The organism is Aureimonas sp. AU12 (assembly GCF_001463705.1).
Classification (GTDB): domain Bacteria; phylum Pseudomonadota; class Alphaproteobacteria; order Rhizobiales; family Rhizobiaceae; genus Aureimonas.
The window spans coordinates 18,661-35,564 of the sequence record NZ_BBWH01000002.1 but is presented as its reverse complement, the minus strand read 5'-3'; the positions used below and the strand labels follow the sequence as shown (position 1 = coordinate 35,564).

15 protein-coding genes are annotated in these 16,904 nt (G+C 67.4%); 12 read left to right on the top strand and 3 right to left on the bottom strand.

The window, feature by feature from the left end; translation table 11 throughout:
* Positions 1-137: 137 nt before the first annotated feature.
* The 3 genes from AUL33_RS01135 to AUL33_RS01125 all read left to right on the top strand — a co-directional run bounded on the left by AUL33_RS01135 (position 138) and on the right by AUL33_RS01125 (position 3,346).
* Entirely contained in the window at positions 138-968 is an 831-nt protein-coding gene (locus tag AUL33_RS01135; protein WP_062202809.1) for a UDP-2,3-diacylglucosamine diphosphatase, read from the top strand.
* The gene (locus AUL33_RS01130; RefSeq protein WP_062202807.1) at positions 968-2,002 is read left to right on the top strand and encodes a glycosyltransferase family 1 protein; all 1,035 of its coding nucleotides are present in this window, start codon (positions 968-970) and stop codon (positions 2,000-2,002) included. Before AUL33_RS01135 ends, AUL33_RS01130 begins: the two co-directional genes overlap by 1 nt.
* 90 nt (positions 2,003-2,092) lie before the next feature.
* Positions 2,093-3,346, top strand: coding sequence for an MFS transporter (locus tag AUL33_RS01125; protein WP_062202806.1), 1,254 nt, complete (start codon positions 2,093-2,095; stop codon positions 3,344-3,346).
* Here the strand turns inward: AUL33_RS01125 and dgcA are convergent.
* On the bottom strand, positions 3,298-4,284 hold the full coding sequence (gene dgcA / locus AUL33_RS01120; protein WP_062202804.1) for an N-acetyl-D-Glu racemase DgcA: 987 nt from the start codon (positions 4,282-4,284) through the stop codon (positions 3,298-3,300). The genes AUL33_RS01125 and dgcA overlap by 49 nt on opposite strands.
* Before the next feature lie 154 nt (positions 4,285-4,438).
* Here dgcA and AUL33_RS01115 point away from each other — a divergent pair, with 154 nt between their 5' ends.
* The 4 genes from AUL33_RS01115 (at position 4,439) to AUL33_RS01100 (ending at position 8,850) form a co-directional block, all read left to right on the top strand.
* Positions 4,439-5,623 (top strand): ABC transporter permease, encoded by a 1,185-nt coding sequence (locus AUL33_RS01115; RefSeq protein ID WP_062202802.1) that lies wholly within the window; start codon positions 4,439-4,441, stop codon positions 5,621-5,623.
* On the top strand, positions 5,604-6,446 hold the full coding sequence (locus tag AUL33_RS01110; RefSeq protein WP_062202801.1) for an ABC transporter ATP-binding protein: 843 nt from the start codon (positions 5,604-5,606) through the stop codon (positions 6,444-6,446). The genes AUL33_RS01115 and AUL33_RS01110 overlap by 20 nt, the downstream gene beginning before the upstream one ends.
* On the top strand, positions 6,446-8,113 hold the full coding sequence (locus tag AUL33_RS01105; RefSeq protein ID WP_062202798.1) for an MlaD family protein: 1,668 nt from the start codon (positions 6,446-6,448) through the stop codon (positions 8,111-8,113). Before AUL33_RS01110 ends, AUL33_RS01105 begins: the two co-directional genes overlap by 1 nt.
* A 188-nt stretch (positions 8,114-8,301) precedes the next feature.
* Positions 8,302-8,850, top strand: a complete 549-nt coding sequence (locus tag AUL33_RS01100; RefSeq protein ID WP_244491833.1) for an ABC-type transport auxiliary lipoprotein family protein — start codon at positions 8,302-8,304, stop codon at positions 8,848-8,850.
* A gap of 69 nt (positions 8,851-8,919) precedes the next feature.
* Here AUL33_RS01100 and AUL33_RS01095 read toward each other — a convergent pair whose 3' ends face one another.
* Entirely contained in the window at positions 8,920-9,846 is a 927-nt protein-coding gene (locus AUL33_RS01095) for a LysR family transcriptional regulator (RefSeq protein WP_062202917.1), read from the bottom strand.
* Positions 9,847-9,944: 98 nt separating this feature from the next.
* Between AUL33_RS01095 and AUL33_RS01090 the strand changes: the two genes are divergently transcribed.
* From AUL33_RS01090 to AUL33_RS01075, 4 genes are all read left to right on the top strand, one after another.
* Entirely contained in the window at positions 9,945-11,132 is a 1,188-nt protein-coding gene (locus AUL33_RS01090; RefSeq protein ID WP_062202794.1) for an acyl-CoA dehydrogenase, read from the top strand.
* A gap of 2 nt (positions 11,133-11,134) precedes the next feature.
* Positions 11,135-12,319 (top strand): CaiB/BaiF CoA-transferase family protein, encoded by a 1,185-nt coding sequence (locus tag AUL33_RS01085; protein WP_062202793.1) that lies wholly within the window; start codon positions 11,135-11,137, stop codon positions 12,317-12,319.
* A 197-nt stretch (positions 12,320-12,516) separates the two neighbouring features.
* Entirely contained in the window at positions 12,517-13,461 is a 945-nt protein-coding gene (locus AUL33_RS01080; RefSeq protein WP_192843114.1) for a phosphotransferase, read from the top strand.
* Positions 13,458-14,744, top strand: coding sequence for an aspartate aminotransferase family protein (locus AUL33_RS01075; protein WP_062202791.1), 1,287 nt, complete (start codon positions 13,458-13,460; stop codon positions 14,742-14,744). The genes AUL33_RS01080 and AUL33_RS01075 overlap by 4 nt, the downstream gene beginning before the upstream one ends.
* Before the next feature lie 4 nt (positions 14,745-14,748).
* On the opposite strand, the gene hisD is transcribed toward AUL33_RS01075, so the two are convergent.
* Positions 14,749-16,044: a histidinol dehydrogenase gene (hisD, locus tag AUL33_RS01070; protein ID WP_062202789.1), complete on the bottom strand. Its 1,296-nt coding sequence runs from the start codon at positions 16,042-16,044 to the stop codon at positions 14,749-14,751.
* A 164-nt stretch (positions 16,045-16,208) separates the two neighbouring features.
* Between hisD and AUL33_RS01065 the strand changes: the two genes are divergently transcribed.
* A complete protein-coding gene (locus AUL33_RS01065; protein ID WP_062202788.1) occupies positions 16,209-16,757 on the top strand; it encodes a cupin domain-containing protein in 549 nt (182 codons plus the stop codon).
* The last annotated feature ends 147 nt before the right edge of the window (positions 16,758-16,904 follow it).

The window sequence follows — 16,904 nt, the reverse complement described above, 5'->3', positions numbered from 1 at the left end:
CCGAAGGCGAGCGGAGGGCAATTCCCGAGCGGCGGGCGTTGCCGCGACCGTAAGGCGCCCTGTCGTCATCTGCGTGCAATGAGACTCGGGCATTTCCTCCGGTGCCACACGGCAATGGATCGGCGGGGAAGGCGAGCATGTACCAGCTGAACACGACCCGGCATTTCCGCACGCTCTTCCTCTCCGATATCCACTTGGGATCGAAGGCGGCGCAGGCGGAACTCCTCATCGACTTCCTGCGCGTCCACGACGCCGAAAAGATCTATCTCGTCGGCGACATCGTCGACGGCTGGCGCCTCAAGCGCTCGTGGCACTGGCCGCAATCGCACAACGACGTGGTGCAGAAGCTCCTGCGCAAGGCCCGCAGGGGCACCGAGATCATCTACATTCCCGGCAATCACGACGAGTTCCTTCGCGACTTCACCGGCCGCCATTTCGGCGGCATCGAGGTCAAGCTCACCGACATCCACGAGACCGCGGATGGACGGCGCTTCCTCGTGATGCATGGCGACGAGTTCGACGTCGTGGTGCGCAACGCCCGGCTCATCGCCTATCTCGGCGACTGGGCCTACGACGCGGCTATCGCCATCAACCTCGTGTTCAACGCCATCCGTCGCCGCTTCGGCTTCGGCTACTGGTCCTTCTCGTCCTGGGCCAAGCTGAAGGTGAAGAACGCCGTGAGCTTCATCGGCGCCTTCGAGGAGGCGCTCGCCGGCGAGGCCGCGCGGCACGAATGCGACGGCGTCATCTGCGGGCATATCCACCACGCCGAGATCGCCGAACGCGCCGGGCTTCTTTACGTCAACACCGGCGACTGGGTGGAAAGCTGCTCGGCCATCGCCGAGCGTCACGACGGCACGCTCGAGCTGCTGCGCTGGACCCGCGCCACGTCGAGCGAGCCGCTGAACGACGCGGCGCCGAAGCTGGTCGTCGCGTCCGAGCCCGTCGCCGCGGCGGAGGCCGCCTGATGCGCATCCTCATCGCCACCGACGCCTGGATGCCGCAGGTGAACGGGGTCGTGCGCACCCTGTCGAGCCTCGTCGACCAGCTTCGCGAGCGCGGCGCCGAGGTGCTCGTCGTCTCGCCCGACGCCTTCCGAACCGTGCCGTGCCCAAGCTATCCGCAGATCCGTCTGGCGCTGGTCGGCCTGTCCACTGTCGGCGGCATCGTCCGCGACTTCGATCCCGATGCGATCCACATCGCGACGGAAGGGCCGATCGGACTTCAGGTCCGCCGCCTGTGCCTGCGCGAAGGCCGGCCGTTCACGACGAGCTTCCACACGCGCTTTCCCGAGTATCTGCGCCAGCGCGCGCCGGTGCCCGAACGCCTGACCTATGCCTGGCTGCGTCGGTTCCATGCCCCGGCGACCGCCTGCCTCGTGCCGACCGAGACCATGCGCCGCGATCTCGCCGACCGGGGCTTCCGCAATCTCGTCACCTGGACGCGCGGCGTGGATCGGCGGCTGTTCCGACCCACCGAACCGTTGCAGCTCGACCTGCCGCGGCCCGTCTTCCTCACCGTGTCCCGCGTCGCGCCCGAGAAGAACCTCCAGGCCTTTCTCAATCTCGACCTGCCCGGCTCGAAGCTGGTGGTCGGCGACGGGCCGCAACTGGCGGAAATGATCCGGCGCTATCCCGAGGTGCACTTCGCCGGGGCCAAGACCGGCGAGGCGCTGGCGCACTACTATTCCAGCGGCGACGTGTTCGTGTTTCCCTCCAAGACCGACACGTTCGGCATCGTGCTGATCGAGGCGCTGGCCTGCGGTCTTCCGGTTGCCGCCTTTCCGGAGCCGGGACCGCTCGATGTCCTGTCGGGAACGGGGGCGGGCGTCATCTCGGACGATCTGCGTGCAGCCTGCCTCGCGGCCCTGCGTCTCGATCCGCAGGACGCGCTGCGCCGCGCCCGGCACTACACCTGGGAAGCCTGCGCCGACGTCTTCCTCGATGCCTCGAGGCGTCCCGCAAGGCCTGCCGCGAGCTTCGAACTCGTCGCCGCGCAGTAGCCCAGCGGCAATGTTCCGCGCGTTTGCGCCATCGGGACGGCTTTGCTAGGCAGCCGGCGCGACCTCCCGCTGCCGGTGCGAGTCTCCCCCATGGCCTCCTTCTTCCGTCCCTTCGCAGGCGATACACGCGCCTTCGAACGGCGCATGTCATGGGTCTTCGTCGGCACCTTCCTCACGCTCGGCGTCTTCAACCCGTTCTTTCCGGTCTGGTTGGCGGCCGAAGGGCTCGACGGCGACACGATCGGTTTCATCCTCGCCGTGCAGATCGCGCTACGGGTCGTCGCCTGTCCGCTCGTCCTGCAACTGGCCGATCGCTCGCGCGAGCGCGCCGACGTGCTTCTTGCCGTCACCTTTGCCTCGCTCGGCGCGGCGCTCCTGTTCCTCGTGGTGGACGGCTGGTTGGCGATCCTGCTGGCGACGCTGACGCTGGCTGCGGTCTGGTCGCCGGTCATCCCGCTCAGCGATGCCGTGGCGCTCGCGGGCGTGCGGCGCCTTCGCATCGACTACGGCCGTTCGCGTCTCTGGGGATCGCTCGCCTTCATCGCGGCCAACGTTGCCGGCGGTTTCGCGATCGCGCGCCTCGGGCCGCAGGCCTTCCCCGCGATCCTCGTCGCAGCGTTCGCGATCGCCGCCGTCGTGACGCTCGGTGTGCCGCGCCTCGGGCGGCCACGCCAAGCGACACCGGTCCCCCTGGCGCCGACGAACGAGCCGTGGGTGCCGACGGCCTCGTTCCAGCGTCGGTTGCGGAGACTGGCGCCCGCGCCCGACGTGCGCCTCATGCTGCCGATGCTGCTTGCGATCGGCCTCGTTCAGGCCAGCCATGCGCTGCTCAACGGCTTCGGCTCGCTGCAATGGTCGAAGCTCGGCTATTCCTCGGCCGAGATCGGCATCTTCTGGGCGATCGGGGTCGTCGCCGAAGTCGTGCTGTTCCGCTTCGCCGCCAAGCCGATGCAGCGGCTCGGGGTGCGCGGCTTCGTCATCGTAGCGGGTCTCGCCTGCGTTCTGCGCTGGGTGCTCTTCACCATAGATCTTGGTGTCGCGGGCTTCGCTCTGCTGCAGCTGACGCACGCGCTGACCTTCGCCGGCACGCATATCGCGCTGCAGACCCTCATCGGGTCCTCGGTCGCCGAACACCGGCTCGGCGCCGCGCAGGGGACCGCCTTTGCCCTTCAGACGACGCTGATGGCCTCCGCGACCTTCGGCGGCGGGTTTCTCTACACGGCCTTCGGCGCGCAATCCTTCCTCGCCATGGCGGCGATGGCCGCCGTCGGCGTCGCCATCCTGCTGTTGGCGCCTCAGCCCCAGAGACGCGACGTCGGCGGGGCGACGAACGAGCCCTCGTAGACGAGGCCGTCCGGCCGATCCGCCTTCAGCAGCAGCGGTCCGTCGAGATCGACGATCTCGGCGTCCTGGGCCAGCAGCAGTGCCGGCGCCATCGCCAGCGAACTGCCGACCATGCATCCGACCATCACCCCGAAGCCCTGGCTCCGCGCTTCGGTCAGGAAGCGCAGTCCCTCGGTGAGGCCGCCCGTCTTGTCGAGCTTCAGGTTTACGAAGTCGTAGCGGCCGACGAGCGATCCGAGACCGTCGCTGCCATGCACCGACTCGTCGGCGCAGATCGGCACGGGATGCGGTATCTCGGCGAGGATTGCGTCCTCTCCGGCCGGCAGCGGCTGCTCGACCACGAAGGCACCGATTGAGGCGGCCACCAGCATGTTGGCGCGGATGGTCTCGGCCGTCCAACCCTCGTTGGCATCGATCACGAGCTGGGCATCGGGCGCGGCGGCCCGCACCGCGCGCATCCGGGCCTCGTCGTCGGCGCCGCGACCGACCTTGACCTTCAACACCCGCCGACCGACCGCTCGTCGCGTCGCGGCGGCCATCTCGTCGGGCGTGTCGAGCGAGATCGTGTAGGCGGTCTCGACCCTGCGCAGCGGCGGCAGCGCCAAGAGTTCGGCGACGTTGACTCCAGCAAGCTTGGCTTCGAGGTCCCAGAGTGCACAGTCGACGGCATTGCGCGCCGCGCCTGCGGGCATGCGGGCCTGCAGCGCCCCGCGATCGAGCCACTCGGCCAGTTCGCCGGCAATCGTCTCGATCGCAGCCGTCACTGTTTCGATGCTCTCGCCATAACGCGCATAGGGGACGCATTCGCCGCGGCCGATCGCATTGTCCTGCGCGATGGTGCAGACGACGACCGCGGCCTCGGTCTTCGAACCGCGAGCGATCGTGAATTGCGCGGCGAGCGGGAAACGCTCCACTGTGACCGAGATGCGACGCACCATTTTTATCCTTCGTACGATGTTAACTTGTCGTTGCGGCGGCTGCGTCGGCGGCTAATTGATTGGTGCGAGATGGATTCCCACGGGAGTTGTCGCATCGGGCGAGCCTAACATTGTGTCGCTCGGCTTATCTCATACAGGGATCGTGTTCGACAGCATGCTGGATATCGCCAAAACCGACGACCGGTCCGGCAAAGGCGAGCCTGAATCGGCAGCGCCTGCCGTCGAGGCCGAAAAGGCCAAGGGCGGCGTCGTGTTGCGCTTCAGCGGGGACTGGCTGGCGCGCACGATCGGCTCCGTCGAAGACGTGATGGAGGAAACCCGCAAGGCGGACCTCGGCAAGACCGTTACCATCGACTGCAGCGCCATCGGGCGCATGGACACGTCCGGGGCCTACCTGATCGAGCGCCTCGCCCGCAGCCTCGGCGAAAAGGGCGGCGAGGTTTCCTTCGACGGCGCCGAAAACGACCAGACCCTGTTCGAAGCCGTGCGCAAGGCGATCGACGTCAAGCGTTCGCCGCCGGCCAAAAAGACGACGTCGGCCGTGACCGACTTCGTGGCCGCGATCGGCGAGAACGTCGTGGCCGTCGGGCGCGAGATCGTGGTCGGCCTGAACATCGTCGGCTCGGCGCTTTACGGTGCCGGACGGCGGATGACCGGGCAGACCCAGCTTCGCCCCGCCGCCATCGTCAGCCAGATGGACCGGATGGGCGTTCGCGCGGTGCCGATCATCTCGCTCATGAGCTTCCTCATCGGCGCGATCATCGCCCAGCAGGGCGCCTTCCAGCTTCGCAACTTCGGCGCCGAGATCTTCGTCGTCGATCTCGTCGGCATCCTGCAAATCCGTGAGATCGGCGTGCTGCTGACCGCCATCATGATCGCCGGCCGTTCCGGCAGCGCGATCACGGCCGAGATCGGCTCGATGAAGATGCGCGAGGAGGTGGATGCGCTGCAGGTGATCGGTCTCAATCCGATCGGCGTCCTCGTCTTCCCGCGTCTCCTGGCGCTGACGATCGTCCTGCCGCTCTTGGCTTTCATCGCCGACATCACCGGCCTCCTCGGCGCCATAACGGTCACGTGGATGTATTCCGGCATCACGCCGGAGGCCTTCCTGACCCGGCTTCGCGGCGCCATCGACGTCGGCACGGTGTTCGCCGGCCTCATCAAGGCCCCGTTCATGGCGATCATCATCGGCGTCGTCGCGGCGTCCGAAGGCATGAAGGTCGGCGGCAGCGCCGAGAGCCTCGGCCAGCACGTGACCGCTTCGGTGGTCAAATCCATTTTCCTCGTCATCCTCGTGGATGGCATTTTTGCGATTTTTTATGCCGCCATCGGATACTGATACCCGCGCCGCCGCGCCGCCGGCCAAGAAGCCGGGTGACGTGATCATCCGCGCGACCGACGTCACCGTCCGCTTCGGATCGAAGACGATTCTCGAAGGCCTGTCGATGGACGTGCGCCGAGGCGAGATCCTGGGCTTCGTCGGCGCATCGGGCACCGGCAAGTCGGTGCTTCTGCGCACCATTCTCGGGCTGAACCAGAAGCAGGGTGGCACGATCGAGGTCTTCGGGACCGACTACGAGAAGGCCGACGACGCGGAGCGTTTGAAGGTGGAGCAGCGCTGGGGCGTTCTCTTCCAGCAGGGCGCGCTGTTCTCCTCGCTGACCGTGCTCGAGAACATCCAGGTTCCCATGCGCGAGTATCTCGACATCTCGCCGGGGCTGATGGAAGAGCTGGCGCGCCTGAAGATCGACCTCGTGGGTCTGGCTCCCGACGCCGCCGAGAAGTTCCCGTCCGAGCTGTCGGGCGGCATGATCAAGCGTGCCGCGCTCGCCCGCGCCCTGTCGCTCGATCCCGACATCGTCTTTCTCGACGAGCCGACCTCCGGGCTCGACCCGATCGGCGCCGCCGACTTCGACGAACTGATCATGACGCTCCGCGACACGCTCGGACTCACCGTCTACATGGTGACGCACGATCTCGACTCGCTGTTCATGGCCTGCGACCGCATCGCGGTGCTCGGCCAGAAGAAGGTCCTCGTGGAAGGACCGCTCGAGACGATGCTCGAAAGCGACGACCCATGGGTCCGCTCGTACTTCCACGGTAAACGCGCCCGTACGGTCGTGCCGAGGGAAGAGAATTCATACTACGACGAGGAAAAGTGATGGAAACCAGAGCCAACTACGTCCTCGTCGGCGTATTCACGCTCGTCGTTCTCGCGATGAGCTTCGGCTTCGTCTACTGGTCGGCCAATGTCTCCGACAAGGACGCGCGCACGGCGCTGATCGTGCGCATCGAGGGCTCGGTCTCCGGCCTCAGCCAGGGCAGTCAGGTGCTGTTCAACGGCCTGAACGTCGGCACCGTGACGAATCTCAGGATCGACCCGAACAATCCGCGCGTCGTGATCGCGACGACGCAGATCGACCGCACGACGCCGGTCACCACCTCGACCACCGCGACGATCGGCTTCCAGGGCCTGACCGGCATCGGCTTCATCGGGCTGACCGGCGGCAACATGAACGATCGCAACATCATCCAGTCGGCCCTGGAGCAGGGCGCGACGCCGGTGATCCGCGCCAACCCGTCCGACGTGACAGACATTCTCGCGACCGCCCGTGACATCGCGGACCGTGCCAACAACATTCTCGGCGAGTTCGAGAGCATCGTACAGGCGATCGGCCCGTCGGTGCGCACCACTGCCGAGAACGTCGCGCAGACGTCGGGCAACGTCCGCACCTTCACCGACAGCTTGGCTGCGAATGCCGACCAGATCGACGACTTCCTCGCCAGCCTCGGTCGTCTCTCCGTGAGCGCCAACAACGTGGCCGAACGCCTGCCGCCGATCCTCGACGAGGCCAGCCGCTTCGTCTCGGCGCTCAACGTCACCGCGATCAACCAGTCGATCGAAAACGTCGCGGCGTTGACGCAGTCGGTGCGTGGCCAGACCGACAACATCGTCGCAGCCATCGAGCAGGTGACGACGACGGCCCGCAGCTTCGCTTCGGTCGGCGACGCCGTGACCGCGAGCACGCCGAGCATCCAGGCCTTCCTCGGCCGTCTCGGTCCGCTGTCGGAGACGGCGACGAGCGTGGCTGCCCGTCTCGACACGACGCTCGGCGACGTCCGGCAGATCACGGCGGCGGTCAACCCGGATCAGGTGCGCACCGTCATCGGCAATGTCACCGGCTTCACCGATGCGCTCAATGCGCAGTCCGGCAAGCTCGACTCGGTCGTCTCGGGGGCCGATACGGTTCTTGCGACCCTCGACACCGCACTTACCGGCCTCAACGGAACGCGTGCTCGCGTCGACGACATTCTCTCCGGCATCCGGGCAGACGACATCTCGCGCGCCGTCAACAACGTCTCGTCGGCCACCACGAACATCGCCAGCGCGGCGGATTCGGTTCGCGGCGTCGCCAACGACATCGGCAATCGCCGCGAAGACATCAACGCGATCATCACCAACGCAGAAGACACGAGCGCCAACCTTCGAACCGCATCGGCGCAGGTGCAGACGCTGATCACCTCGGTCAACGGCCTCGTCAACAGCCCGGACGGTCGTGGCCTGACGGCGCAGGCCCGCGAGACGCTGGCGACGATCCAGCAGACCGCGGAAACGATCCGTGCCGCAGTCGGCCCGATCTCGGCGAACCTGCAAGGGTTCACGGGCCAAGGCCTGCAGGAGGTGCGCAACCTCATTCGTGAGACGACGCGCGCCGTGTCGCGGATCGAGGGTGCGGTCACCGACCTGTCGAGCAATCCGAGCCGCATTCTCTTCGGTGGCGAAAGCGCCGGCGAGGTTCGCCAGTTCGACGGGCGCACCCGGCGCTAGTCGCCGGAGCGCCGGCAAGGGACGAAAGGCCGTTCGGCATCAGCCGGGCGGCCGAACCGACGGCGAACGCGCGTCGGCCTATTGATTTCCCAGCCGCCGACCGGGATCGGTGGCAGGTCCAGTTTCGAGTCGAGGACATCATGGCGATTACCGCTGCAACGAGAATGACCGCGATCGCGGGTCTGGCCATGGCATTGAGCGCGTGCGCTTCGCTGAAGGAGCCGCCGGCGACGTTCGAACTGTCGGCCCCGCCGCCTGCGACGCAGCGCGCGGCGGCGACCCGCGCGCAGATCCTGATCCCCGAGCCGACGGCAACGAAGGCTCTCGACAGCCAGCAGATCGTCATCAAGCCGACGCCGCAGACGATCGAGACGCTGGCCGCCAGCCAGTGGAGCGACCGCCTGCCGCGGCTGATCCAGCTGCGCACGCTGCAGGCCTTCCAGAACACCGGGCGCGTCGGCGCGGTCGGGGTTCCCGGACAGGGTCTGGCGATCGACTACCAGATCGTCATGGAGCTCCGCCGCTTCGAGATCGCGCTGGAGCCGGGCGCGAACGCCGTGGTCGAGATTTCCGTCAAAGCGCTGAACGACAAGACCGGCGTCGTGCGCAGCACGCGCATCTTTCGTGCCGTGGTTCCGGTGGCGTCGGCTGGCAACCCCGCCTATGTCGCGGCGCTCGACACGGCCTATGGTCAGGTCGCCGACGAAATCGTCGCCTGGACACTCCGCCTTCTCTGATTGGGTCTTGACCCGGTCAGTCATGCCGATCGAAGCCCGCTCTCAGGAGCGGGCTTTTTCGTTTGGTGGTCACGCTTGCGTTGGGGCTTCGGTTCCAGCTCGGTCGACCTCGACTTCGCGGCTGATCCAGTCGCTGAACGCGGTGAGCGCGGGGCCGGCCTGCGCGAACGAAGGTGCCACGAGATAGTAGGCGCTGGGGCTGTCGACCTCCCGGGGGTCGGCAAGAACGAGCTGCCCGCTGTCGAGTTCGGCGCGAATGAGGAAGAGCGGCATCAGAGCGACGCCGAGGCCGCCGATACAGGCCTGCGCGACCAGCGCGAACTGCTCGAAGCGCATGCCGCCGTCCGCAGCCGCCGCGAGACCGGCGCCTTCGAACCATTGCCCCCAGGCGCCGGGCCGCGACGCCATGTGGAACAGCGGCAGACCGACGAGGTCAGCGGCCTTCGATATCCGGTGACGCGCGAGGAAATCGGGGCTGCAGACCGGGGCGACCGTCTCGCCCATGAGGAAGCGGCACTCCGCGCCCGGCCATTCCGGCCGTCCGATATGGATCGCGGCATCGAGACCGTCCCTGGCGAAATCGAACTGACCGATGCGTGTCGCGAAGTTGAGCGTGATCGTCGGATGGGCGGCGACGAAACCGGGAATGCGGGGCATCAGCCAGCGCGTGCCGAAGGTCGGTGGGATCGCGAGGTTCAGGACGTTGGCGGGCCGTTGCGTCAGGAGTTGCAGCGTCGCCTGCCGGATTCGACCGAGCGCCGGCTCGACAGCGCCCGCGTAGGCGCGGCCGGCGTCCGTCAACGCGACGGAGCGGCTGGTGCGCTCGAACAATGCCACGCCGAGCTGGTCTTCCAACGCCGCGACCTGCCGGCTGACGGCACTTTGGGTCAGGGAGAGTTCGCCTGCCGCGAGCGAGAAACTCCGGTGGCGCGCCACCGCGTCGAAGGCCGCGAGGGCGCTGGAGGAGGGCAGGAGCTTTCGCGGCGTCAGCGGCATCATCCAGTCCTAAAGGGAATGGATCGCAGCGTAAACGTTGCTTGCCGACATCTGCCGTGAGCGGCACAACGGACGAGACCCGCGACGAGGAGCGACCCATGGCCGAGCGAACCGCCTTCGACTGGAGCGACCCGTTCCTTCTCGAAGACCAGCTGAGCGAAGACGAGCGGATGATCCGCGACTCTGCTGCGGCGTTCGCCGCGACCGAACTGCTGCCGCGCGTCAACGATGCCTATCTCGACGAGCGCACCGATCCCGACCTGTTCCGGCTCATGGGGCAGGCGGGCCTGCTCGGACTGACGCTCCCGGAAGAGTATGGCGCGGCGGGCGCGAGCTATGTCGCCTACGGCCTCGTGGCGCGCGAGATCGAGCGGATCGATTCCGGCTACCGCTCGATGATGTCGGTGCAGTCCTCACTCGTGATCTATCCGATTTTTACCTACGGCTCGGACGCGCAGCGCCAAAAGTATCTGCCGGGCCTCGTCTCGGGCGAACTGGTCGGCTGCTTCGGCCTGACCGAGCCCGATGCCGGATCCGATCCCGGCGGCATGACGACACGCGCCGAGAAGATCGAGGGCGGCTATCGCCTGAACGGCGCCAAGACGTGGATTTCCAACGCGCCGATCGCCGACGTCTTCGTCGTCTGGGCGAAGTCCGCCGCGCATGGCGGCGAGATCCGCGGCTTCGTGCTCGAGAAGGGCATGAAGGGACTTTCGGCGCCGAAGATCGGCGGCAAGCTCTCGTTGCGGGCGTCGATCACCGGCGAGATCGTCATGGAGGATGTCGAGGTCGGCGAGGACGCGCTGCTGCCAAGCGTATCCGGCCTTAAAGGGCCGTTCGGCTGCCTCAATCGCGCACGCTACGGCATTTCCTGGGGCGTGCTGGGGGCTGCCGAGGACTGCTGGCACCGCGCCCGGCAGTACGGGCTCGATCGCAAGCAGTTCGGCCGTCCGCTGGCGCAGACGCAGCTGTTTCAGAAGAAGCTCGCCGACATGCAGACAGAGATCGCACTGGGCCTTCAAGCCAGCCTGCGGGTCGGCCGCCTGATGGACGAGGGACGGATGGCGCCGGAGATGATCTCGATCGTCAAGCGCAACAACTGCGGGAAGGCGCTCGACGTGGCGCGGGCGGCGCGCGACATGCACGGCGGTAACGGCATCCAGATCGAGTATCACGTCATGCGCCACGCGCAGAACCTCGAGACGGTGAACACCTACGAGGGCACGCACGACGTCCACGCCTTGATCCTCGGCCGGGCGCAGACCGGCCTGCAGGCGTTCTTCTGACCATGGACGCGAAGGGCCCGCCGCCGCTGCGCGGTCTCAAGGTCGTCGAACTCGCCCGCATTCTCGCCGGCCCCTGGATGGGCCAGACGCTGGCCGATCTCGGCGCCGACGTGATCAAGGTCGAGAGCCCGGCAGGGGACGACACCCGCACATGGGGACCGCCCTTCGTGGAGCGGGGCGACGAGCGATCGGCGGCGTACTTTCACGCTTGCAACCGTGGTAAGCGATCGATCACCGCGGATTTTGCGAGCCAGGACGGGCGCGACCTCGTGCTGAGGCTCGCCGCGACCGCCGACGTTCTCGTCGAGAACTTCAAGGTCGGCGGCTTGAAGCGCTATGGGCTCGACTACGAGAGCCTGAAGGCGATCAATCCGCGTCTCGTCTACTGCTCCGTCACAGGCTTCGGGCAGGACGGGCCGTCCGCGCATCGGGCGGGCTACGATTTCATGATCCAGGGCATGAGCGGGATCATGGACCTGACCGGCGATCCCGATGGCGAGCCGCAGAAGGTGGGCGTCGCCTTCGCCGACATCTTCACCGGGCTCTACGGTGTCGTGGCGATCCAGGCCGCGCTCTGGCAGCGCGAGACCACCGGCCGCGGCCAGCATGTCGACATGGCACTGTTCGACTGCATGACCGGCGTTCTCGCCAATCAGGCGATGAACTATCTGGTCTCTGGCACGTCGCCGCGGCGGCTCGGCAATGCCCACCCCAACATCGCCCCCTATCAGACGCTGCCCGTGGCCGATGGGCACGTCATCGTCGCCTGCGGCAACGACGGCCAGTTTGCCCGGCTGACGTCGATCCTCGGCCTCGCCGACCTTGCTGCCGCTCCGGCTTTCGCGACGAATGCCGCGCGTGTCGCCAACCGCGAGGCGCTGACCGCACGGCTGCAGGAGAAGACGTCGATCTGGTTTCGCGACGATCTCCTGAGCGCGCTGGAGACGGCGGGCGTGCCGGGCGGGCCGATCAACTCGGTCGCCGATGTCTTCGCCGAGCCCCAGTTCCTGCACCGGGAGATGCGGATCGAAGCGGGCGGAATCCCCGGCGTGCGGACGCCGATCACCCTGTCGGACGCGGCGCTCGATTTCGATGCACCATCGCCGCGTCTGGGCGAGCATGGCGCGGACATCGAAGCTCGGCTGAACTGCTCGCCGGACTGGCCGAGCCGGGCGCAGGCGCAATGAACCCGCTGTCGGAAGTCGGCGGCGAGCGCGAGGGCGACACGGGCATGTGCCGCGTGATCGCCGCGGCGCCGGACTTTGCGACTGAGGAATTGCGGCAAGCCGCTCGGCTTCTCTCCACCGCTCCGCCGGACGTCGATGCCGCCGTCGCCGCCGAACTGATGGCGCAGCACTACGGGATCGAGGCGAGCGTCCACCCCTTGTCCGGCGAGCGCGACCGAAACTTTCTGGTCGAGGACGCCGAGGGAATCAGGACCGTCCTGAAAATCTACAACCGCACGGACGACGCGCCGACGCGGGCCTTCCAGTCCGGTGTGCTCACGCACCTGGAGCGCACCGCGCTGCCCTTCGCGGTACCGTCGCTGATCGCGACGTGCAGCGGGGCACACGAATTCACGTTCGACGGCATCGACGGGCAGCGCGAGCACGGCGTCGTCGTCTCCTTCGTTCCCGGCGAACCGGCTCTTCACCATGTGCCCACAGCGCGACGGCGCTATGCGCTCGGCGCTTCGGTGGCCCGGCTCGGACAGGCGCTCGAAACCTACCGCGACCCGCAAGCCGACAGGGTTCTTCTGTGGGACCTGATGCGGCTCGGCGACCTCGCGCCCTTCGCGGTGGGCATCGTAGATCCCGCGCGGCGCGATTTCGTCGGTGAGTTCACCGAGCGTTTCGCCCGTGAGGTCGCACCGGCGGTGCGTGACCTGCGGCCGCAGATCATCCACAACGACCTCTCGGGGAGCAACGTCTTCGTCGATCCCGCCGACCCCGACGCGATCGCGGCTATCGTGGATTTCGGCGACATGGTGCGCGCCCCAATGGTCTGCGATCTCGCGGTCGCGGCCAGCTACCAGTTGGAAGCCACGGGAGATCCGATTGCCGATCTCTGCGAGGTGATGGCAGGGTTCGAGACGGTGACGCCGCTCGCGGAAGCCGAGGTGTTCCATCTGACCGACCTCGCGATGGCGCGGCTTTGCCTGCGGGTGCTGATTCCGCAGTGGCGGGTGCAGCTGTTTCCCGAGAATGCCGACTACATCCTGCGCAGCCAGAGCGGCGCCTGGGCTTTGATCGACAAGTTCATGACCATGAAGCCGGCAGCCGCGCGCGACGCGGTTCTGGCACGGTGGCGATCCGAGGGTTCACGATGACCATAGCGCCTCTGCCCGATGCCGCCGATCTTCTGGCGCGCCGCGCCCGTCTTCTCGGTCCCGCCTACCGTGTCCTCTACGAGGAGCCGCTGCACCCGGTTCGCGGCGAGGGCGTCTGGCTGGTGGAGGCCAACGGGCGGCGCATTCTCGACGTCTACAACAACGTGCCCTCGGTCGGTCATTGCCATCCGCGCGTGGTGGAAGCGCTGGCCCGGCAGGCGGCGATCCTCAACACCCACACGCGCTATCTGCACGAGACGGTGCTCGACTATGCCGAACGGCTGCTGGCGCTGTTTCCCGCCGAGCTGTCGCAGGTCATGTTCACCTGCACCGGCAGCGAGGCCAACGATCTCGCGGTGCGCGTCGCGCGCACGGTGACGGGCAACGAAGGCTTCATCGTCACCGCCAACGCCTATCATGGCGTCACGGCAGCGCTGGCGGAGATGTCGCCTTCGCTCGGCCTCGGCGTCGGCCGGCATGTGCGCACGGTGCCGGCACCGGACAGCTATCGCGTTCCGGCCGCCGAGATCGGCGCGCGGTTCCAGGCCGATGTCGAGGCGGCGATCGCCAGCCTGGCCGAGGCCGGGATCAAGCCGGCGGCGCTGCTCTTCGACACGGTGTTCGCCAGCGACGGGCTGTTCGTAGACCCGGCGGGTTTCGTGACGGGCGCGGTTCAGGCGGTGCGCGGGGCCGGAGGCCTCTTCATCGCCGACGAGGTTCAGGCGGGGCTGGCCCGTATGGGCTCGCATATGTGGGGCTTCGAGCGCCATGCGCTGGTGCCCGACCTCGTGACGCTCGGCAAGCCGATGGGCGACGGGCATCCGATCGCGGCGATGATCGCGCGGCCCGCACTGCTGGAGGAGTTCGGCCGCCGGTCGCGCTACTTCAACACGTTCGGCGGCAATCCCGTGTCCGCCGCGGTCGGCCTCGCGGTGCTCGATGTCGTACGAGACGAGGAGCTTCTCGGCAATGCGCGGCGGGTGGGCGCGCATCTTCTCGCCGGCCTTGAGGGTCTCAAAAGCCTGCATGAGAGCGTCGGCGACGTTCGCGGCGCCGGGCTCTATGCCGGGATCGAGATGGTATCCGATCGACCATCGCGAACGGCGGCGCCGAAGCTCGCCTCGCTCGTCGTCAACGGCCTGCGCCGCGAGGGCGTTCTCGTCGGCCTCTGCGGAGCGCAAGGGCAGGGGCTGAAGATCCGACCGCCGCTGCCCTTCAGCACCACGGATGCCGACCACTTCCTCGAACGACTCGACGAGGTGCTGGCGAAACTCCCCGCCTGACGCATCAGCTGCCGAAGAGACCCGGCTGTTCCATGCGCAGTGCCGCGGCCCGGCGATGGCCCTCAAGACCTTCGCTGCGGCTCTGGCGCTCGGCCGCGGGGCCGACGGCGGCGACGCCGGCGGCGTCGAGCCACTGATGCGTCGCGATCTTGACGTAGGAGCCGACCCAGAGCCCGCCGGTGTAGCGACCCGCTCCCATCGTCGGCAGCGTGTGGTTGGTGCCGCAGCACTTGTCGGAATAGACGACGCTCGCCATCGGTCCGATGAAGAGGGAGCCGTAATTCGACAGCCGTTCCGCGAAAGCGCGGGGGGCGCGGGTGTGCACCTGCAGGTGCTCGGCGGCGATGAGGTCGGAATAGGCGATCATGTCCGCCTCGCTCCCCACCACCGTGACCTCGCCCTGCCGCTCCCAGGCGATGCCGGCGACCGCTGCCGTCGAGAGCGTTTCGAGCTGGCGCGCGACCTCGGCGATCACCGCTTCCGCCAGCGGGCGGTGCGTCGTGATCAGGCCGACACGCGTGTGGATGTCGTGCTCGGCCTGCGCCAGGAGGTCGGTGGCGATGATCTCGGGATGGCCGGTCTCGTCCGCCACCACGTAGATCTCGCTGGGGCCGGCGAGCTGGTCGATGCCGACGGGGCCGAAGACCTGCCGCTTGGCCTCGTTCACATAGGCATTGCCCGGCCCGACGATCTTGTCGACGGCGGGGATCGTGGCCGTGCCGAAGGCCATGGCGGCGATGGCCTGCGCGCCGCCGACCCGGAAGATCCGATCGGCCCCGGAAAGATGGCAGCCGGCGATCATCGCCGGATGAGCGTTCGGCGGCAGGCACGCGACGACCTCGGCGCAGCCTGCGACCTTGGCCGGCACGATCGTCATCACCGGCGCCGAGAGCAGCGGATAGCGGCCGCCCGGCACATAGGCGCCGACGCGCCGGATCGGGATCACGCGGTGGCCGAGATGCAAGCCGGGCCGCAGCTCGATTTCGAGCGGCAGGATGGTCGCAAGCTGCGCCTTGGCGAAGGCACGCACGTTGGCGATCGCGAACTCGGTGTCCGCACGCGTCTGCGGATCGAGAGCGGCGACCGCTTCCGCCCTTTCGGCCGCGGTGATCTCGAAGGCGTCCGGCTCGATCTTATCGAAGGCCAGCGAATAGCGCCGCACCGCGGCGTCTCCTTCGTCGCGCACGGCCGCGAGGATCTCCTTGACGGTCGCTTCCACGGCCGTGCCCGTTGCCGTGTCGCTCCGCGGCGCCTTCAACTGCTTGATGCGCGAGCGAATGGAATCAGTCTGCTGGGACATGGAAGGGGACTTTCATCGGAGCCGGTCCTCCCAAGGCTGCTGGAGAGGCGGCGCTTGCGCAATGGCAATCGAAGCGCCGCTCACTATACTCAGCGAGGCGAAAATGCAGTGCACGTCGCGTGTGCAGCTTCGCGAAGTTCGTTGAAGATGAGGGAGGGCTGCCCATGCCGGCGATCGGCGCTGAAATCCGCGAGCTGCGCCGACGGCGACAGCTGACCACCCGGCAGCTTGCGGTGCGGTCCGGCATCTCGCATTCCACCATCTCGCTGCTGGAGCGGGACCGCATGAGCCCGTCGATCGATACCCTGAGCGCGATCCTCGAAGCCATGGGTTCGACGCTGACCGGGTTCTTCTCCGAGCTCGGCGACAAGCTCCCGCATTCGCCGTTCTACGCACGCGAAGACCTCGCGGAGATTGGCCGCGCCGACGGCATTTCCTATCGGATGGTCGGCATCAATCATCCGAACCGGCATCTGCTGCTCCTGTGCGAAAGCTACAGTCCCGGTGCCGACACCGGCGAGGCGTTCTCCCACAAGGCGCAGGAGGCGGGCGTGGTGACGAAGGGAGCGGTCGAGGTTACGGTCGGGGCGCAGACGCGTCTCCTGAGCGCCGGGGACGCCTACTATTTCGATAGCGAGACGCCCCATCGATTTCGCAATGCCGGCACCGAACAGGCCGAACTGATCAGCGCGATCACGCCGCCGACCTACTGAAGCTGCCCTCCAGCGAGCAGGCTGCCCGTTGCCAGGCGTTGCCGTTGGAAAGTTTCCTCAGCAAGGCACACGCGGCATTTGGAGGCATCTCACTTTCATGCTTGTCTTTGGAGGCGTTCAAATCCGGAGACGAGATCATGGCTGCAA